A 19151-nucleotide genomic window follows, 5' to 3' on the forward strand; every position below is an offset into this window, starting at 1 on the left:
CCCTCCCTCCTTCGACGGCCCCCACCGCCGAAGAACCGGTTACGGAACCAGCTTGTATCCGCCGCTTTCTGTCACAAGAATTTCTGCATTGGAAGGATCGCGCTCGATCTTCTGGCGAAGCCGGTAAACGTGCGTCTCCAAAGTGTGCGTGGTGACGCCGGAATTGTAGCCCCAGACCTCCTCGAGAAGGATGTCGCGGGTCACCACTTTCTGGTCGGCGCGATAGAGATATTTAATGATCGAGGCTTCCTTTTCGGTAAGCCGGACCTTTGCCCCACGCTGGTCGATCAGCAGCTTCTGGCTGGGCTTGAACGTATAGGGACCGACCGAAAAGGTAGCGTCCTCGCTCTGCTCGTGCTGGCGCAGCTGGGCGCGGATGCGGGCGAGCAGGACGGCGAAGCGAAACGGCTTGGTTACGTAATCGTTGGCGCCCGCCTCAAGACCCAGAATGGTGTCGGAATCGGTGTCGTGGGCAGTCAGCATGATGATAGGGGCCTTGTAACCACCCTTGCGCAGAAGCTTGACGGCTTCGCGACCGTCCATGTCCGGTAGCCCCACATCCATTACCAGGAGATCGATGAGCCCGGCGCGGGCTACCGCAACGCCCTTGGCCGCGGTGGCTTCCTGCAAGACGTCGAATTCCTCGTAGAGAGACAGTTGCTCAACAAGTGTGGTGCGCAGGTCGTCATCGTCGTCAACAATCAGGATGGTTCGGGATGTCATGGATCAATCCGTTGTTTCTAAAAGAAAATTCTATTGACCGTTCATCGTTTATGCGGAACGTAGCCGTCGGAACAGCCAATCACGGTGATTTGCTTCACAATGCGATCATACTCTAAAAAACGTGAACGCAATGGGGCCGGGGCAAAATTACGGGGCGGCCTTTCGGCGCTGACCGTGCGGGCGAAGCCGGGCGACCGCTGCAAAGGGCTCCTGAATGTCGGCGGGACGGTGTTTCCGTGCGCTCTTGGCCGCGGCGGCATATCCTCGCGCAAGCGCGAAGGCGATGGCGCGACACCGCTGGCGCGCATGCGCATCCTCTCAGGCTACTTTCGCCGCGACCGGTTTGCGCCCGGCAATTCGCGGTTGGCCATGACCCCGATCGATGCGTCCCTCGGCTGGTGCGAGGTTCCGGACGATCGCAACTACAACCGTCCGGTGAAGCTGCCTTATGCCGCCAGCCACGAACACATGCTGCGCGAAGACAGGCTCTACGATGTCTGCATCGTGCTCGACTGGAACATCGCACCGCGCCGGCGCGGACGCGGCAGCGCCATCTTCTTCCATCTCGCAAGGCCGGGATTCACACCGACGCAAGGCTGCGTCGCGGTTACGGCCAAGGTGATGGCCCGGCTGTTGCCCGCTCTTTCGAACCGGACGGTGCTGACCGTTACGCGATAGTGCGCCCTGGCTAAGGCCCTAACGATCCGAAACGATCTTGACCTTGTCGCCGGCAGACACCGTCGCCCCCGGCGATAGCGCGTTGAGCAGCCGGAACAGTTCCAGCTTCTTGTCGACCCCGGCCATCTGGGCGGAAAGCGAGCCGACCGTGTCGCCGGGCCTGACGGTGACGACGCGGATGCGCAGCGGCTTGAGAGCTGCCTTTTCGCTGGCGCTCAGCGCCTTGAAGCTGCCGCTCACCGCCCGCGCGACCGGGTCGAGCGAGGTGTTGGCCAAGGGCGCGGCCGTCAGCAGCCGATAGACCTGGCCGCCAGCGCGGATGACCGTGATATCGAACTGCCAGCCTTCGGCGCGGGCGCTGGCTACCGCCGCCTGGTTGCCGTTGATGGTCACGGCGCGCACGCTGGCCTCGTCCAGGCCGGCGACCCAGCCGCTGCGGACGTAGTCGGCGAGCGATACGTTGGCGTCGATCGAGACTCCGTCGAAGCGGATCGCCATGTCGCCCGGGCCGGTGGCGGTGACCGCCGCGGCCGAGTTGTCAATGACGAAACCGGCCGGCACCGAGAACGAGACGCCGAGCCGTGGATGCATGAATGTGTTGCCGCGCACATAGCCTTCTTCCGGCGTGTCGCCGAACAGCAGCCCGTCGATACCGGCCAGAAACGAATCCCGGTCGGTCACGCCGGTGCCCTGCGTGCCGAACTGGCGGGCATGGCGCTGGGCGAGATCGATGCGCTGCGGCGCGTTGGGGTGGCTGGCGAGGAAGTCGAGGTTCGGGTCGGTCGCGCCGCTGACGCTGCGCATCTCGCTGTAGGCGGCCATCGATTGCAGGAAGCGACCCGCCGCGAACGGGTCGAAGCCAGCCTGCCCGCTGGCCTTGATGCCGATTGCGTCGGCCTCAAGTTCCTGGTTGCGCGAGAATTGCGCCAGGCGAAGCTTGCCGCGGATCAGCGCCACGTTGGCGTTCGGGTTTTCGCCGAGAACATCGGTGACCACCTTGGTCGCCAGTACCTCCTCGGCTTCCTTCTGCTGGCGCTGCAGGCCGTGATTTGCGGTGACATGGCCCATTTCATGGGCGATGACGGCGGCGAGTTCGGCCGAATCATTGGCCAGCGCCAGCAGCCCGCGCGTCACATAGAGATAGCCGCCCGGCAACGCGAAGGCGTTGACGTTCGGAGAGTTGAGGATGGTTATGCGGTAGGCCTGGGTCGGGTTGCCGGAAACGGTGGTCAGATTGCCGACCACCTTGGCCACCATGCGCTCGAGCTTGGGATCGGAATATTCGCCGCCATAGGTGGCGAGAATGCGCGGGTGCTGCGATCGCGCGAGTTCGGCCAGCCTGTCGTTGCGCGAGACATTGTCGACCGTGACAGGATTGTTGGAAGGCTGGAAGGCGGATTCCTTGATGTCGGGCGTCATCGACTGGCAGCCCGTGACGAGCGCGGCCAACGCCACCGCTATGCCGAAGCGCGCAGTGATGCGCACCGGCTTAGGCGAGATCGCTTCCGTGGTCGGGCAAGTCGGCAGAACGCGTTCCTTTCTCGCGGCAATCCGGAGCATGATGACTGATCAACGTTACATGGACCTGAACAAGAACCGCATATGCAAATCACGCAGGAAAGTTCAAGCGCGGTTTGCCTGCAAATTATGTCGTCTTCCAGGCATTTCGGGCGGGAGAGCTACGTTTGTTCCGTACCGATATAATGCCTGAACGCCGCAGGTCCATCCGGCCCGAAGAAAAACTCCGTCTCGCCTGTCGCGGCGACGGTTCCATTGTCGAGGAAAATCATGCGCTGCGCAACGCGGCGCGCGTCCTCTGGCCGGTGGGTGACGAGAACCACGGTCATCTCGCGCTCTTCATGCACGCCCCGGACAAGATCGAGCATGTCGTCGCGCAACGCCGGGCCGAGCGCCGCGAAAGGCTCGTCGAGGAGCAGGACAGGGCGGTCGCGCACCAGCACGCGAGCCAGAGCCACGCGCTGGCGCTCGCCGCCGGAAAGCTCGCGCGGCAGGCGTTTCTCCTTGCCGGCAAGGCCGGTGCGGGCGAGTGCGCCGGCGATCGCTTCGCGATCTTCGGCTGTCAACCTGAGCGCCGGCGAGCGACCGAGCCCAACATTTTGCTCTACGCTCAGATGCGCAAACAGATTGTTCTCCTGGAACACCATCGATACCGGCCGTGTGGCGGGCTCGAGGCTGGTGACGTCCATCCCGCCGATCAGGATGCGGCCCGCCTGCGGCGTCTCGAAGCCGGCTACCAGATTGAGCAGCGTCGATTTCCCGGAACCGCTGGGGCCCATCACCGCAGTGATGGCGGACGCTTCGATCGCGGCGTCGAAATTCATCACGGCCTCGCCATAGCTGAAGGCGACATGGTCAAGCTGGATTGCAGCGCCAGTGGTCATCGTGGGAGAAAATCCTTTCCGAGCCGGTCGGTCAGCATCATAAGCGCCAGGCAGAGCAGGCCGAGCAGCAGGGCAAGCCCGGCTGCGTCGTCGGTTCGGTAGCTGCCCATGCGCGCCAGAAGCAGATAGGGCAGCGTCTGCACCGCATCACTGCCGAACAGCGCGATAACGCCGAGGTCGCCGAGCGACAGCGCCATGGCGAAGGCCAGCGCCGTCATCAGCGGCCGTCGTAGCACCGGCCATTCGACCAACCGGAGCCGGTTCCAGCCGCTTATGCCGAGTTGCGCGCACAGGCGCTCGTGGCGCTCGCTGGCCGCATCGTGGGCCGGGCGGATGGCACGAATGGCGAAGGGCATCGCCATCATGGCATTGACGGTCACGACCATGGCGGGCGCCACGGCGAAGACATTGCCGAAATGGCGCAGGAGCACGAACCATCCGGCGCCGATGACGATCGGCGGCACGACAAGGACGAAGCCGGAGCCGGTGTCGACCACGTTTTCCAGAAACGTCTTGCGACCGGCTCCACGTCCCAGCGCCAGCGCCCGCCGCGCCATGACCAGCGATAGCGCCAATGTTGCCGAAAGCGCCGCAGACAACGTCGCCAGGACAATGCTGGTTATCGTCGCCTGCCGCACCGCGGGTTCACCCGCCAATCGGGCAAGATCTGCGTCCAGTCCGGCGATAACCGTCGCCAGCATCGGGCCGGCGACGAACAGCAGCGCGAGTGCGAGGAGCACGGAATTGAACGCTGTCTCCTGCATGCTGACGGTAACGTAGCGGCGCGGTGCGATAGGCAGATTGGCATCGCCGGTGATATTAGCGCCGAGCCGCATCAGCGCGGCAACCACCGCCATGGTCAGCGCGATCTGCAGGATCGTTAGCGCAACGGCGCGCGCAGGATCGATGTCGAAGCGCAGCGACTGGTAGATCGCCACTTCCAGCGTGGTGGCGCGCGGTCCGCCGCCCAGCGTCAGAACGATGGTGAAGGATGTTATGCAGAGCATGAAGACCAGCCCTGCGATGCCCGGAAGGCTGGCGCGCAGCGCTGGCCATTCGATCAGCCGGAAGGCGGATCTCGCCCCCATTCCGAGTTGGCTGGCGAGCCGCCACTGGTCGGCGGGCACTGTATCGAGCGCCTCGAGAAACAGACGGGTCGCCAGCGGCAGGTTGAAGAAGACGTGCGCGACGAGGATGCCGGACAGGCCGTAAATGCCCGGCCAGCTTTGGCCAGAGATGCTACCGAAGAGGTCAGCGAAATAGCCGGCGCGGCCAAAGAGCGCCAGCACGCCGAGCGCGGCGACGATGGCCGGCAGCGCCAGCGGCACTGCGAAGAGGCGCAGGATCAGGGCACGGCCCGGGAATCTTGGATGGCGTGACAGAGCGCGGGCGACGAAGATCGCAGGAACGACCGAAAGCGCGGTCGACAGCAGCGCCTGCCAGAGCGTGAAGCGCACGACGCGGAACAGGTAGGGGTCGAACGCGGCGAGCGCGCCGGAAGTGTCCTGCACGCCCTCGACGATCAGGCCGGCGAACGCGCCGCCGATCAGGATTGTGATCGCTGCCAGCGCAAGGATGCCGGCGGCGACGCGAGGGTTGGTGGCTGTCATGCCGGCGCTGCCCCTCACCCTTACCCTCTCCCCGTGAAGGACGGGGAGAGGGAGTCGTCAGCGTTGGAGTATCGTCCTTCTCCCCGTTGGATACGAGGAGAAGGTGTCGCCCATTCGACTTCGCTCAGGAGGCGGATGAGGGGCAGTCGGCTCATTGCCGATTATATCTCCGGCGGCGGACGAGTATCACTCGCTCATCACCGCCAGCCACTCGTCGACCCAGGCCTTGCGGTTCTCGGCGACCTCTTCGGGGCTGAAAGCAAGCGTCTTTGCCGGCTCAACCAGTGCCTCGAAGGCCGGGTTGAGCGGCTTTTCGGTCCGGCCCGCCGGGAACATCCAGTTGGTCTCCGGAATGACGTCCTGGAAGCCTGGACCGGTCATAAACGCCATAAACTTTTGCGACAGCGGGTTCTTCGCGCCGGTGGTGGTGATGCCGGCGACCTCGACCTGGAGGTAGTGGCCTTCCTCGAAAGCCGCCGCCTGGTATTTCTGCGTGTTCTCGGCAATGACGTGGTAGGCGGGCGAGGTGGTGTAGGACAGCACCATCGGCGCCTCGCCCTTGGTGAACAGGCCGTAGGACTCGCTCCAGCCCGGCGTCACCGTCAGCACGCGCTTCCGCAGCTTTGCCCATGCGGCCGGCGCCTCGTCGCCATAGACCGACTTGACCCACAGCAGCAGGCCGAGGCCCGGCGTCGAGGTGCGCGGATCCTGGATGACGATTTTCTCTTCCGGATTGCCTTCGACCAGTTCCTTCAGGCTCTTCGGCGGGTTCGTCAGCTTCTCCGTGTCGTAGACGAAGGCGAAGTATCCGTAGTCGAACGGCACGAACACGTCGTCGATCCAGCCGCCGGGAACTTTTATATCGACGACATCGGAGCCGGACGGCGCGAACAGGCCCGTCGCCTTGGCTTCGGCGGTCAAATTGGTGTCGAGGCCGAGCACGATGTCGGCCTTGGTCGAAGCGCCTTCCAGCCTGACGCGGTTGAGCAGCGCCACGCCGTCGGCGACCGAGACGAATTCGAGATCGCAGGTGCATTCCGCCTCGAACGTCTTTTCGACCTGCGGCCCCGGACCCCACTCGGCGGTAAAGCTCTCATAGGTGTAGATGGTGAGCTTTTCCTGCGCGAAAGCCGGAACGGCCACGGCAGCAGAGATAGCGAGTGCTGAAACAAGGGATAACAAAATGCGCATCGGCGCCTCCTTCATTCGTGTTTGAAAGGGAATTGAAGCGCCGGGCGTCCGAGGCATCTAATCCCTCCGCCGGTGCAAACCGGATCAGGTTCTGCGGGTTGGCGATCTGCCTCTCAGCCGGTATGCGAAACGTCGCATCCGGCACCCCGTTAGAGCATTTCCAGACATAGGGCCGCCGGACGGGCAGAGCAAGCGCTTGTTTGCGGAGCGGCGCGCAATCGCCGCCTTCCGTTTCGGGGGCGGCGCGTGATAAGGGCCACCGCCATGAGCAGATTTGCAATCCTCCTCGGCGGCGGCCTCATCCGCACGCCACGCCTCGACACGCAGGTCGCAGGCGCGCGGGTTATCGCGGCCGATTCCGGCATCCGGCATGCTTCCGCGCTCGACGTTGCGCCGGAACTCTGGGTCGGCGACTTCGATTCGGTTCCACCCGTGCTGCCGGCGCACTACGCCGACATTCCGCGCAAGACCTTTCCGTCCGCCAAGGATCAGACCGACGGCGAGCTGGCTATAGCCGAGGCTCTCGGTTTCGGCGCGACCTCACTGGTGCTGTGCGGTGCGTTTGGCGGGCAACGCGCCGACCATGAATTCCTGCACCTCGCGCTGGCGGTCCGGCTTGCTGAATCTGGCATGGAGGTGTTGCTGACCAGCGGCGCGCAGGAAGGATTTCCGCTGCTGCCGGGTGCGGCCGAGTTCGACTACGAAGACGGCACGCTGTTTTCCATTCTGGGCTTCTCCGAACTCGTCGGCCTGTCGGTCGAGGGCGCAAAGTGGCCGCTCGACCGTGTCGAGGTGGCGTTCGGCTCTTCACTGACGATCTCCAACGAGACGCGCGGGCGCTTGCGCATTTCGCTGGAACACGGCCGCGCCGTCCTCCTCGCCCACCCCTGCCCGCTTCCGGAACACTGAACGACATGGCGCCACCGCTTCTCAATCTCGACGGCATCAGGCTGACCTTCGGCGGCACGCCCTTGCTTGACGGCGCGTCGCTTTCGGCCTCGGCGGGCGAGCGCATCGCGCTGGTCGGCCGCAACGGTTCGGGCAAGTCGACGCTGCTCAAGATTGCCGCCGGCATGGTCGAGCCGCAGGACGGCGAGGTGTTCCGCCAGCCGTCGGCGACGATCCGCTACCTGCCGCAGATGCCCGACATGGAAGGTTTCGCCAGCGTCCGCGCCTATGTCGAGGCCGGTCTCGGGCCGGCCGACGATCCCTACCGCGCCACCTATCTGATGGAGCATCTCGGACTGACCGGCGAGGAAAATCCGGACGATCTTTCCGGAGGCGAGGCAAGGCGCGCCGCTCTTGCCCGGGTCATGGCGCCTGAACCCGACATCCTGCTGCTCGACGAGCCGACCAACCATCTCGACCTGCAGGTGATCGAATGGCTGGAAGAGGAACTGGTCCGCTCGTCGTCGGCGCTGATCGTGATCTCGCACGACCGCCGCTTCCTCGAGCGCGTCTCACGGACCACCGTGTGGCTCGACCGTGGCCAGACCCGCCGGCTGGAAAAGGGCTTTGCGCATTTCGAGGAGTGGCGCGACACCATCCTGGAGGAAGAGCAGCGCGAGCAGCACAAACTCGGCCGCCAGATCGTGCGCGAGGAGCACTGGCTGCGCTATGGCGTGACCGCGCGGCGCAAACGCAACATGCGCCGGCTCGGCGAACTCCAGTCTATGCGGCAACGCTTTCGCGGCCATCGCGGCGCGGAGGGCGTCGCCACGATGGCGGCAAGCGATGCCGCCGAATCCGGCAAGCTGGTCATCGAAGCGAAGAATATCGAGAAGAGTTTCGGCGATCTGACTGTCGTGAAGGGATTTTCGACGCGCATTCAGCGCGGCGACCGCATCGGCCTGGTCGGGCCGAACGGGGCAGGGAAGACGACGCTGCTCAAGATGCTGACCGGCGAGTTGAAGCCCGATTCCGGCACGGTGCGCCTCGGCACGAATCTCGAAATCGCCACCCTCGACCAGAAGCGCGAGGCGGTGGACCCGCAGGAAACGCTGGCGCACTTCCTGACCGACGGGCGCGGCGAAAACCTGGTCATCAATGGCGAGGAGCGGCACGTTGTCTCCTACATGAAGGACTTCCTGTTCAAGGCCGAGCAGGCGCGCACGCCGGTGCGCGAGCTTTCGGGCGGCGAGCGGGCGCGGCTGATCCTGGCGCGGGTGCTGGCTCGTCCGGCGAACCTCCTGGTGCTGGACGAACCGACCAACGACCTCGACATGGAGACGCTGGAGCTTCTCCAGGAACTCGTCGCGGGCTTCGCTGGGACGGTCATCCTGGTCAGCCACGATCGCGATTTTCTCGACCGCACCGTGACCAGCATCATCGCGCCGGATGGCGACGGGCGCTGGATCGAATATGCGGGCGGCTATTCGGACATGCTGGCGCAGCGCGGCGGCACAAAGCTTGACGACCGGCGCGCTGTGTCAAAGGCTCCGGCGGAAGCATCTCGCGCCGACGCCGCACCGGCGAAGAGACCGGCAAAAAAGCTGTCGTTCAAGCAGAAATTCGCGCTGGAGAATTTGCCGACAAGAATGGCGGCGGTGTCGGCATCGATCTCGGCTCTGGAAAACAACATCGCCGATCCCGCCTTCTACGAGCGCGACCCGAAGGGCTTCCAGAAGACCATCGCCGCGCTCGACAAGGAGCGCGCCACGCTCGCTGCAATGGAGGAGGAATGGCTGGAGCTCGAAATGCTGAGGGAGGAGTTGGAGGGCAGTTGACGGCCGTTTAGTATGCGCGCGTTATGCGCGTACCATGGAGACAGCCAGTGCCACGCCATGCATCTTCCATACAGCGAAAGCCAACGAACCTTTCCCTTGATACGCGGCTGGTCGCTGAGGCGAAAAAACTCGGCATCAACATCTCGCGAGTAGCCGAAGGAAGCATTGCCAAGGCAGTGACCGAGGAGAAGACGCGGCTATGGAAGATCGAGAATCCCGCGGCGATTGAAGCCTGGAACGAATACGTCGAGCGCAACGGTTTGCCCCTGACGAAATCGTCAATTTTGACGGCCCGAAGCTCCGGCGAGCGACATGCTGTTCCAGGGGTTCTGACGCGCCGCCGTGCGGCGCGTTGCGTTAACCAGCGCTGCTGCTGGCCGCCTGCCAGGCCTTCATCGCCTCGTCGAACACCTTTGCGCCGGGAATGCCCTTCTCCATGGTGAAGAGCGCGCGGCGGCCGGATTTGTAGATGACCGGCACATCGATCCAGCTCTGGCGGCGCAGCAGCGTCAGGTTGGCGTCGATCTCAGGCTTGGAGTCGTTTAGCGCGACTAGGAAGAAGCCGTCGGCGATCTTGGCCGGAATGCCGATCAGCGGGCTGCCCGCCTCCTGCTCGGAGCCTTTCATCGAAACACGCAGCACATTGTCGATGCCGCCGCCCTCGAAGCCCTCGGGCGTCAGGAAGATCACCTCGATGATGTGGCTGGCCGGCAGCGTCTGGTCGGCGTTTCGGCGGATGGTCATGCGCAGTTGCACGTCCTTGCCGGGGATGGTGGCCTCGGCGCGGATCGCCGGCTCCGGCGGCAAATCCCCTCCGGGCGATTCCTGTACCAGCGACCAGACGATCGAGCCCGGTTCGGCCGAGCCCTCGGCGACATTGGTGCGCTCCTCATAGAAGATCGCCCTCCGGCCGACGGCGACCGACGGCTGAGAGACTGGAGCATCGGGTTCGGCCGGCGTTTCGCCTTCGGCGGCCGCCGGCTGCCCTGCTGGAGGCTGCCCGGCCGGAGGCGCCGCCGCATCCGTAGCGTCGTTCTGTTCAGTTGGCGCGGCCGGCTCGGGCGTTGCAGGCGCGCTCGGCGGCTGGGTCGCCGCGGCGACGGAAGTGCCTTCGCCGATGGCCGCTTCGCCGCCGGCCGGACCGGGATCGACCTCGCCGCCATCGCTGGTCAACCGCTGCGTAAACTTGTCTTCGGCGGGAGCGGCGGCAGGCGGCGTTGCGGCGGGCGACGTTTCGGCCGGAGGCGCTGCGGCCACTTCCGTTTCCGCCTCGGCTTCAGGTTCGACGAGCGGTCTGGTCTCTACCGGCGCTCCGGCCATCGGGCCGGACCGCTCCAATCCCAGAATATCGCTGAAGGCGTCCTTGTTCAGCCATACGCCGTAGCCGCCGCCTGCAAGGACGGCGAGCGCTATGCCCGCCGCAACGAGACCGCCATAGCTGCGCCGGCGCTCATAGGGATGGTCCGGCGCAATGAGTTCCGGTTCGCGATCGCCCTCTTCTTCGTGGATAGCGTCGTCGCTTTCCGTCTCCGGGCCGAGTTGCGGGCTGCCCGCCAATGGCGGAGCATTTTCCGTATGCGGAGGCTCGGGTTCGGAAACTGGTTCCGGTGGGGGAACAGGTGCAGGCATGGGCACGGGCGCGGGTACCGGCTGCGGAGAAGGAGGGGCAGCCTTTGGCGCAGGAGGCGGTTCCTGCCGGATCGGCCGCGGCTCCGGATTCTTCAACGATGCGAACACGTTCTCAAGTTCGGCCAGCGGATCATTTGACGCGGGTTCGGTGGCATATTCCCGCTCAATGCTGGCAATCGCATCCTCGAGCGCGCGCTTCTGGCGGTCGATCACGCCTTCGGGCGGCGGCGGGTTCATTGCGGCGAGCTTCGCGGCAATGGTCGAGCGCGCCTTGTCATACACCTTCTCGCGCGTCTGCGGAGTGGCGTCGTTCAACCCGTCCAGCGTCTTTCTCAGAACCGCTACGAAATCTGCCATGCTTGTCGACCTGTGAATTCCTTCTTCCGGATCGCGCGTTCAAGGCGGCCGCGAGCCCCGGAAAGGGCCAAAATCTAGTCTTGAAACGGGTCCGTCACAAGTATCGTGTCGTCCCGTTCCGGACTTGTGGAGAGCAGCGCCACCGGCGCGCCTATCAGTTCCTCGATGTGGCGGACATACTTCACCGCCTGGGCCGGCAAGTCGTTCCAACTGCGCGCCCCCTTGGTCGTGCCTTTCCAGCCTTCCAGCGTCTCGTAGACCGGTTCGACGCGCGCCTGAGCGCCCTGGCTCGCCGGCAGGTAGTCGATAAGCACGCCGTCGAGGCGGTAGCCGGTGCAGACCTTGATCTCGTCGAGGCCGTCCAGCACGTCGAGCTTGGTCAGCGCGATGCCGTTGATGCCGTTGACCGCCACCGCCTGCCGCACCAGCACCGCGTCGAACCAGCCGCAGCGCCGCTTGCGGCCGGTGACGGTGCCGAATTCATGGCCCTTGGTCCCGAGGAACTCGCCGACCTCGTTGTCCTGCTCGGTCGGAAACGGACCCTCGCCGACCCGCGTAGTATAGGCCTTGGTGATGCCGAGCACATAGCCGATCGAGTCAGGCCCGATGCCCGCGCCGGGCGAGGCCTGGCCCGCGACGGTATTGGACGAGGTGACGAACGGGTAGGTGCCGTGGTCGATGTCGAGCAGGGTGCCCTGGGCTCCCTCGAACAGGATGCGCGCGCCGGCGCGGCGCTTGTCGTCAAGGATCTTCCAGACCCGGTCCATGTAGGGCAGGATCTCGTCGGCGACCGAAATCAGTTCCTGCATGATCGCCTCATGCGAAACCTCCGGATGGCCCAGCCCGCGCCGGAGCGCATTGTGATGCGTCAACAGCCGGTCGACCTTGAGGGGAAGAGTGTCCAAATCCGCCAGATCCATCACCCGCACGGCGCGGCGGCCGACCTTGTCTTCATAGGCCGGCCCGATGCCTCTGCGGGTTGTCCCTATTTTCGTGCCCGAATTCGAGGCCGCGTCTTCGCGAAACCCGTCTAGTTCCCGGTGCAAGGACAGGATAAGCGCGGTGTTTTCGGCAATTTTCAGGCATTCGGGCGAAACGGTGACGCCTTGCGCCTTCAGCTTCGCCGATTCGGCCACGAATGCGTGCGGGTCGAAGACCACGCCATTGCCGATGATGGAGAGCTTGCCCTGGCGCACGATGCCCGACGGGAGCAGCGACAGCTTGTAGACCTTGCCGTCGACGACCAGCGTGTGCCCGGCATTGTGACCGCCCTGAAAGCGCACCACCACATCGGCGCGCTCCGACAACCAGTCTACGATCTTGCCCTTGCCTTCGTCACCCCACTGCGAGCCGACGACCACCACATTGGCCATGATTATTCCCTTCAGACGCCGCCAAGGCGGCTGCTAGTGCAACGAAATACAGGCCTCTATAGCGACACGGAACGCGGAGTGCGACCATTCTTTGCCGCGCCAAGTGCTCGCAGGCACAAGATTTCCGCGTCTGGCGTCCTTTACTTGACAGGTTCACCAACGTAGGTCGGCGGGCTTGCCCACCGGACACGGCTCTATGCACAACAACAAGGCCTATATGCTGCTTGGCCTCACCACCCTGTTCTGGGGCGGCAATGCCGTTGCCGGCAAGCTGGCCGTGGGCCATGTCTCGCCGATGCTGCTCACGACGCTGCGCTGGGGGCTCGCAATGGCGATCCTGCTCGCAATAGGCTGGCCGCGGCTCAGGGCCGACTGGAGCAAGGTGCGCCGGCGGCTGCTTTATCTGACGACGCTCGGCGCGCTCGGCTTCACCGTCTTCAACATGGCGCTCTATACGGCGCTTATCTACACTAGCGCCATCAACGCCTCGATCGAGCAGGCCGGAATTCCGATGCTGATCTTCGCCGGCAATTTCCTTCTGTTCCGCATGCGAGTGGCATGGGCGCAGATCGTAGGCTTCATCCTTTCGCTGGCCGGCGTGGCCGTGGCCGCGAGCCATGGCGATCCTGTCGCGCTGCTGCATCTCGACGTCAATTTCGGCGACCTGCTGATGCTGATCTCCGCTCTCGTCTATGCCGCCTACACGGTGGCGCTGCGCTTCAGGCCGATGATCCACTGGCAGAGTCTGATGATCATGCTCACCGGCACCGCCTTCGTCACCTGCATTCCCTTCGCGCTGGCGGAGTTCTGGACCGCAAACGCCATCGTGCCGGACGCGCAAGGGTGGGCGATCGTCACCTATACGGTGCTGTTCCCGTCGATCCTGGCGCAGATATTCTATATTCGCGGCGTGGAGCTGATCGGCGCCAACCGCGCCGGCCTGTTCATCAATCTGGTGCCGATCTTCGGCACGCTGCTGTCGATCCTGCTCCTCGGCGAGGATTTTTACGCCTATCACGCCTTGGCCCTGATCATGGTGCTCGGCGGCATCTGGCTCGCGGAGCATAGCGGGCGGAAGATGGACGTGTGACGGCTCCTAAGAAGCGCGCCTGTGGCGCGCCTCCATTGTCTTCGGAACGCCGAGATCAAAGGCCTTCCACGTCGAACTGCAGCCGCTTGGCCGAATCGATCGACTTGTTTGCCCGCAATTCGGCCAGCGCCTTTTCCGGGAACGGCGCATCGAGATAGAGCAGCGCGATGGCGTCGCCGCCGGGGCGGTTGCGGCCGAGCTGGAAGTTGGCGATGTTGACGTTGTTGTTGCCACAGATGGTTCCGAGCAGGCCGATGATGCCGGGGGCGTCGGGATTGGTGGTATAGAGCATGTGCTGGCCGACTTCGGCATCGAGATTGATGCCCTTGATCTGGATGAAGCGCGGCTTGTGGTCGGAGAAGCAGGTTCCGGCAATCGAGCGCGTCTGCTTTTCAGTCCTCACCGTGAGCTTGATATAGCCATCGAAAACGCCCGATTTGTCGCGCTTGACCTCGGCGACGATGATGCCGCGTTCCTTCACCATGATCGGCGCCGACACCATGTTGACGTCCGAGACCTGCGGCCGGATCAGCCCGGCGAGCGCAGCGCTGATCAGCGCGCGCGTGTTCATCGTGGCGGTGGCGCCGTCGAACAGGATTTCCACCTCCTTGATCGGGTCTTCAGTCACCTGGCCGACAAACGCGCCCAGCACCTCGGCGAGCTTGACAAAGGGCTTTAGCCGCGGTGCTTCCTCGGCGGTGATCGAGGGCATGTTGATGGCGTTGGAGACAGCGCCCTTGACCAGATAGTCCGACATCTGTTCGGCGATCTGCAACGCCACGTTTTCCTGCGCTTCCGTCGTGGAAGCGCCGAGATGCGGTGTGGTGACCACATTTTCCATGCCGAACAGCGGGTGTTCCGTCGCCGGCTCGGTCTCGAACACGTCGATGCCGGCACCCGCCACCTTGCCGCTCTTCAGAGCCGCAATCAGATCCGCCTCGACGACAAGGCCGCCGCGGGCGCAGTTTATGATGCGGACTCCGTTCTTCATCCTGGCGATCGAATCCGCATTGATGATGTTCCGTGTCTTGTCGGTCAGCGGCGTGTGCAGCGTGATGAAGTCGGCGCGAGCGAACAGCGCGTCGAGATCGACCTTTTCAACACCGAGTTCGGAGGCGCGGTCTTCGGAAAGAAACGGGTCGAAGGCGATGACGTGCATCTTCAGCCCGACGGCGCGCGTGGCGACGATCGAGCCGATATTGCCGCAGCCGATAATGCCGAGCGTCTTGCCGGTGATCTCGACGCCCATGAAGCGGTTCTTTTCCCACTTGCCGGCATGGGTGGAGGCGTTGGCCTCCGGGATCTGGCGCGCCAGCGCGAACATCATGGCGATGGCGTGCTCGGCCGTGGTGATCGAATTGCCGAAGGGGGTGTTCATCACGATGATGCCCTTGCGGCTGGCGGCCGGTATGTCGACATTGTCGACGCCGATGCCGGCGCGTCCGATAACTTTCAGCCTCGGCGCAGCATTGATCAGCTTCTCCGTCACCTTGGTGGCGGAGCGGATGGCGAGGCCGTCATACTGGCCGATGATCTCGAGCAGTTTCTCCTTGTCCTTGCCGATGTCGGGCAGATAGTCGACCTCGACGCCGCGATCCTTGAATATCTGGACGGCGGTGGGGGAGAGTTTGTCGGAAACGAGAACGCGCGGTGCCATGATGGTATCCTGATGTTGGGGCGATTGCCCTGATCTGTTGAATGGAAAGTTGATCGGCAGACCGTGAGCGGCCTTCGGCCAGGTTGTCGACGTCACCCCCCTAGCGACATCGGTTTCTGTCCAGGCGTTTCGAGACCGAAGAGCCCACGGATGAAGTCGAGCCACAGGCCGTAGGGGCGGCCAAGAAGCAGCATGAGGGCCGCAAAGCCGAGCACGCCTTTGATTACTGCCAACACGTCCGCGCCAGCCGCCGCGATGATGGCGGCGTAGATCGGAACCTGGAACACCAGCAGGGCGAACCCGTCGGCGAGAAGCGCCCCCCGTCGCGTCGACGGACCGGTTCTGGCGAGAACCCAGTCCCGCCAAAGTCCGTAGGGCCGGGCCGTTAGGACCATCAAAGGCGCTCCGATCAAGCGCGAAACTAAGACCTCATCCCAGGACATGCCGGCGATAAAACGCTCGTTCAGCCCGCTTGCGACGGTGAAGAACAGAACAAGCGCCAGTGTGTCGGCAATGAAGTTGCGTGCCCTGAGAGAGTGTTTCATGACCCCACCGCTCGGCAGCGAGACCGCCAATCAGGCTGCGGCCTTCAACGCCGCCTTTTGCTGCGCGAATGCCCAATCCAGCCAAGGCGTCAGCGCCTCGACATCGGAAGTCTCGACGGTCGCCCCGCACCAGATGCGCAGGCCGGGCGGCGCGTCGCGGTAGCTGGCAATATCGTAGGCGACCTTCTCGGCTTCGAGCAATCCGGTCAGGCCTTTCACGAAGGCCTGCTGGCCGGCATCGTCGAGGACGGCGACAGCCGGATCGGTGAAACGCAGGCAAACCGAGGTGTTGGAGCGCGTGTCCGGGGCGGAAGCCAGAAAATCGACGGCCGGATTGCCGGCAACCCAGTCCGCGACGACGGCCGCATTGGCGTCCGCGCGAGCGATCAGGACATCGAGCCCGCCGATCGATTTGGCCCATTGGAGCGCGTCGAGATAGTCCTCCACCGCCAGCATGGAAGGCGTGTTGATCGTCTCGCCCTTGAAGATGCCCTCGATCAGCTTGCCGCCCGAGGTCAGGCGGAAGATCTTCGGCAGCGGCCATGCGGGCTTGTAGGTTTCCAGGCGTTCGACGGCGCGCGGGCTGAGGATCAGCATGCCATGGGCGCCTTCTCCGCCCAGCACCTTCTGCCAGGAGAAAGTGACGACATCGAGCTTGGCAAAATCGAGACGCTGCGCGAAGGCGGCCGAGGTGGCGTCGCAGATGGTCAGGCCTTTGCGGCCGGCGGGGATGAAGTCGCCGTTCGGCACACGTGCGCCCGAAGTCGTACCGTTCCAGGTGAAGACCACGTCGCGGTCGAAATCGACGGCAGCGAGGTCGGGCAGGTCGCCGTAGGGCGCTTCAAAAAGGCGCACGTCTGGCAGTTTGAGCTGCTTGACCACATCGGTGACCCAGCCGGCGCCGAAGCTTTCCCAGGCCAGCATGTCGACGCCGCGTTCGCCAAGCAGCGACCAAAGCGCCATCTCGACGGCGCCGGTGTCGGAAGCGGGCACGATGCCGATCCGATAGTCGGCCGGAACCTGCAGCACCTCGCGGGTCAGCGCGATGGCGTTCTCAAGCTTCGTCTTGCCGATGTTTGCGCGATGGGAGCGGCCGAGCGCGGCATTGCCGAGCGCCTGGAGCGACCAGCCGGGGCGTTTGGCGCAGGGACCTGAGGAAAAATTGGGGTTTGCCGGACGCAAGTCCGGCTTCGAGAGAGTCGTCATCGTGGTTCTATCCTTCCAGATAGTGGCCCCTCGTTGGGGAGGGGTGGCCCACGGACGGCGATATTGCCTGAGGCTCCTGGCGTCAAGAGAAATGTTTTTGTCGTTTTTAAATCAGCTCGCAAAGAGCGGCGGGCGGGCCAAAACCCGCCGCGCTACCGGGGGTTGTCGATCCTACCAGAGGTCGTAGCGAAGGCCGACTTTTACTTGATGGAAGTCGATGCCTTCCTTGATGGAATAGCTGGCCGGTCCGGTGATCTCGGCATACTCGGCCTCTGGGGCCGAGAAATATTCATATCCGAGATCGACAGATACGTTTTTTGTCACTGCGTAGTTCACGCCTGCGCCGAGGGAATAGGCGAAGTCGAAGTGCCGTTCTGTGTCTGAAAAATCAGTATCCACGAAAACGGGATCGACGAAATCCTGGGATGCCGAGAAGCTTCGTTTGTTGTAAACGACGCCGATACCCGCACCGACATATGGAGTGACGCCGACGAAAGTGCCGAGATCGGCATAGGCGTTGACCATGCCGCTCCACAGTTCGTTCTTGGTGGCCAACGAAACATCAGAGACCACCACGCCGCCGCCGCCAACGGTCAAATAATCAAGATTGGAACGACCCCCTGGGAGGAATCCCACATTCATTTCTGTCCGGAAGTAATCGGTCCAGTTGTATCCCATGCCGATGCTTGCAGAAACTGGATTGAATTTCTCGCTGAAGGAGAAGATCGGATCGTTGCCAAAGACATCGTTTCGGAATGGCTCGTTAAAAACGTAGCCGACATCGCCGCGCAGGTACCATCCGGAGCCCACTTCGACCGGGACGAACTCGACTGCCTCTTCCACGAAGATCGGCGGATCGTAGTCGGCCGCATGCGCCGTCGCGAGGGGCATGAGCGCCCCGGCGGCCAGCAAGAGAAGAATACGCGATTTCTGGGTCATAGCCACACTCCCGATATGGCGAGGCCCAAGCCAGCCCGCCCCCGTCAGAAGCATTGTTAACCATAGAGGTTAAGTGCCGGTTAAGGTTAACGGCTATTTTGAGGCTGCGCGCCGCGACCGCCTGAAATCAACAAAAAAGCTCCCGAAGGAGCCTCTTTGTTGTCATCGTGCGGTGCCTAGTTGAGCGCGTATCGCACGCCGAGTTTGAAGTCGTGCGAGTAAATGTCGTTGAACTGGAAGCCGTCATTGTCGAGATCGAAAGCCGGATCGTCATTGTGGAACGTTCCGGTCTTTGCATCGCCGAGCGAGACGAAGCTGTAGCCGAGATCAATGGTCATCCTTTCCGTCGCCTCGATGCCCAGGCCCGCATGCAGGGCCCAGGCAAAGTTCCATTCCGACTCCTTGTCGGCATAGCCGCCGCCGCCGGTGATTACGTTGACGTCGCGGAAATGCGAGATCGTGTTGCGCGATGCGCCGATGCCCGCGCCGAGATATGGAGTGACGCTGTAGAAAGTGCCGAGATCGGCATAGGCGTTGGCCATGATCAGCCATTCCGATTTTTTGGCGCGAAAGTCGTTGGTGGTCAGGCCGGTGACAGCGGAATCCACCCAGTCGAGGGCTTCGAAGTCGGACTTGCCGCGATACTCGACCGTGAGGTCGCCGCGCAGATAGTCGTTGAACTCGTAGCCGACGCCAACGCCGAACAGCGGTGCGGAGGCGAAGCCGCCTTCGTCATACCAGCCGAAGTCGTTGATGGTCGGGTTATCGTAAAGGCTGGATTCCAAGCCATCGAAGTTCTGGTTGCTCATGCCGATATGGCCGCGAATGTACCAGCCGCCATAGACCGGTGCGGGAACCTCGATGATCGGCGGCTCGTAGAGGTCGGCCGCCATTGCAGGCGCGCAAGCGCCCGCGACAACCGCCGCGGCAAGAACCTTCTTTGCGAAATTGTGCATGTCCATACCCCTGCGCATCATCGCGACGCAAAGTTGCGCGCGACCCAAAATTGAATTCGGTTTGGATAA

At 63.5% G+C, this 19151-nt stretch carries 17 protein-coding genes and 1 riboswitch; of the genes, 5 read left to right on the top strand and 12 right to left on the bottom strand.

Annotated features, from left to right (window positions below; translation table 11 throughout):
* Positions 1 to 39: 39 nt before the first annotated feature.
* Positions 40 to 723, bottom strand: coding sequence for a response regulator transcription factor (locus MAXJ12_RS04460; protein ID WP_008834581.1), 684 nt, complete (start codon positions 721 to 723; stop codon positions 40 to 42).
* Positions 724 to 897: 174 nt separating this feature from the next.
* On the opposite strand from MAXJ12_RS04460, the gene MAXJ12_RS04465 reads away from it, so the two are divergent.
* Positions 898 to 1401 (top strand): L,D-transpeptidase family protein, encoded by a 504-nt coding sequence (locus MAXJ12_RS04465; RefSeq protein ID WP_008834582.1) that lies wholly within the window; start codon positions 898 to 900, stop codon positions 1399 to 1401.
* Between the two features lie 18 nt (positions 1402 to 1419).
* Here the strand turns inward: MAXJ12_RS04465 and MAXJ12_RS04470 are convergent, their stop codons facing one another.
* The 4 genes from MAXJ12_RS04470 to thiB form a co-directional block, all read right to left on the bottom strand.
* Positions 1420 to 2961, bottom strand: coding sequence for a M48 family metalloprotease (locus MAXJ12_RS04470; RefSeq protein ID WP_008834583.1), 1542 nt, complete (start codon positions 2959 to 2961; stop codon positions 1420 to 1422).
* Between the two features lie 119 nt (positions 2962 to 3080).
* Positions 3081 to 3803, bottom strand: coding sequence for a thiamine ABC transporter ATP-binding protein (thiQ, locus tag MAXJ12_RS04475; protein ID WP_008834584.1), 723 nt, complete (start codon positions 3801 to 3803; stop codon positions 3081 to 3083).
* Positions 3800 to 5413 carry a thiamine/thiamine pyrophosphate ABC transporter permease gene (gene thiP / locus MAXJ12_RS04480; RefSeq protein ID WP_040584861.1) on the bottom strand — a complete coding sequence of 538 codons (1614 nt, stop codon included), beginning with the start codon at positions 5411 to 5413 and terminating at the stop codon, positions 3800 to 3802. Before thiP ends, thiQ begins: the two co-directional genes overlap by 4 nt.
* A 186-nt stretch (positions 5414 to 5599) precedes the next feature.
* On the bottom strand, positions 5600 to 6619 hold the full coding sequence (gene thiB, locus MAXJ12_RS04485; RefSeq protein WP_008834586.1) for a thiamine ABC transporter substrate binding subunit: 1020 nt from the start codon (positions 6617 to 6619) through the stop codon (positions 5600 to 5602).
* Positions 6620 to 6648: 29 nt separating this feature from the next.
* Positions 6649 to 6763, bottom strand: a riboswitch (TPP riboswitch).
* A 105-nt stretch (positions 6764 to 6868) separates the two neighbouring features.
* Between thiB and MAXJ12_RS04490 the strand changes: the two genes are divergently transcribed.
* The 3 genes from MAXJ12_RS04490 to MAXJ12_RS39960 are packed head-to-tail and all read left to right on the top strand — an operon-like array spanning position 6869 to position 9773.
* Positions 6869 to 7513 (top strand): thiamine diphosphokinase, encoded by a 645-nt coding sequence (locus tag MAXJ12_RS04490; protein WP_008834587.1) that lies wholly within the window; start codon positions 6869 to 6871, stop codon positions 7511 to 7513.
* Between the two features lie 5 nt (positions 7514 to 7518).
* Positions 7519 to 9330 carry an ABC-F family ATP-binding cassette domain-containing protein gene (locus MAXJ12_RS04495; protein ID WP_008834588.1) on the top strand — a complete coding sequence of 604 codons (1812 nt, stop codon included), beginning with the start codon at positions 7519 to 7521 and terminating at the stop codon, positions 9328 to 9330.
* A 23-nt stretch (positions 9331 to 9353) separates the two neighbouring features.
* Entirely contained in the window at positions 9354 to 9773 is a 420-nt protein-coding gene (locus tag MAXJ12_RS39960; RefSeq protein WP_085983873.1) for a type II toxin-antitoxin system CcdA family antitoxin, read from the top strand.
* Here MAXJ12_RS39960 and MAXJ12_RS04500 read toward each other — a convergent pair.
* Together MAXJ12_RS04500 and MAXJ12_RS04505 are read right to left on the bottom strand one after the other, a co-directional pair.
* Positions 9688 to 11316, bottom strand: coding sequence for a hypothetical protein (locus MAXJ12_RS04500; protein WP_008834589.1), 1629 nt, complete (start codon positions 11314 to 11316; stop codon positions 9688 to 9690). The genes MAXJ12_RS39960 and MAXJ12_RS04500 overlap by 86 nt on opposite strands.
* 74 nt (positions 11317 to 11390) lie before the next feature.
* Positions 11391 to 12689, bottom strand: coding sequence for an adenylosuccinate synthase (locus MAXJ12_RS04505; protein ID WP_008834590.1), 1299 nt, complete (start codon positions 12687 to 12689; stop codon positions 11391 to 11393).
* 196 nt (positions 12690 to 12885) lie between these two features.
* Here MAXJ12_RS04505 and MAXJ12_RS04510 point away from each other — a divergent pair, with 196 nt between their 5' ends.
* On the top strand, positions 12886 to 13779 hold the full coding sequence (locus MAXJ12_RS04510) for a DMT family transporter (RefSeq protein WP_008834591.1): 894 nt from the start codon (positions 12886 to 12888) through the stop codon (positions 13777 to 13779).
* Between the two features lie 55 nt (positions 13780 to 13834).
* Here the strand turns inward: MAXJ12_RS04510 and serA are convergent, their stop codons facing one another.
* From serA to MAXJ12_RS04535, 5 genes are all read right to left on the bottom strand, one after another.
* Positions 13835 to 15436: a phosphoglycerate dehydrogenase gene (gene serA / locus MAXJ12_RS04515; protein ID WP_008834592.1), complete on the bottom strand. Its 1602-nt coding sequence runs from the start codon at positions 15434 to 15436 to the stop codon at positions 13835 to 13837.
* A gap of 92 nt (positions 15437 to 15528) precedes the next feature.
* Positions 15529 to 15981, bottom strand: coding sequence for an L-alanine exporter AlaE (gene alaE / locus MAXJ12_RS04520; RefSeq protein WP_040584875.1), 453 nt, complete (start codon positions 15979 to 15981; stop codon positions 15529 to 15531).
* A 30-nt stretch (positions 15982 to 16011) separates the two neighbouring features.
* On the bottom strand, positions 16012 to 17187 hold the full coding sequence (locus MAXJ12_RS04525) for a phosphoserine transaminase (protein ID WP_008834594.1): 1176 nt from the start codon (positions 17185 to 17187) through the stop codon (positions 16012 to 16014).
* A gap of 171 nt (positions 17188 to 17358) precedes the next feature.
* Positions 17359 to 18126, bottom strand: coding sequence for an outer membrane protein (locus tag MAXJ12_RS04530; RefSeq protein WP_008834595.1), 768 nt, complete (start codon positions 18124 to 18126; stop codon positions 17359 to 17361).
* A gap of 176 nt (positions 18127 to 18302) precedes the next feature.
* On the bottom strand, positions 18303 to 19088 hold the full coding sequence (locus MAXJ12_RS04535) for an outer membrane protein (RefSeq protein ID WP_008834596.1): 786 nt from the start codon (positions 19086 to 19088) through the stop codon (positions 18303 to 18305).
* Positions 19089 to 19151 lie beyond the last annotated feature (63 nt).

This window comes from Mesorhizobium alhagi CCNWXJ12-2 (assembly GCF_000236565.1).
Classification (GTDB): Bacteria; Pseudomonadota; Alphaproteobacteria; order Rhizobiales; family Rhizobiaceae; genus Allomesorhizobium; species Allomesorhizobium alhagi.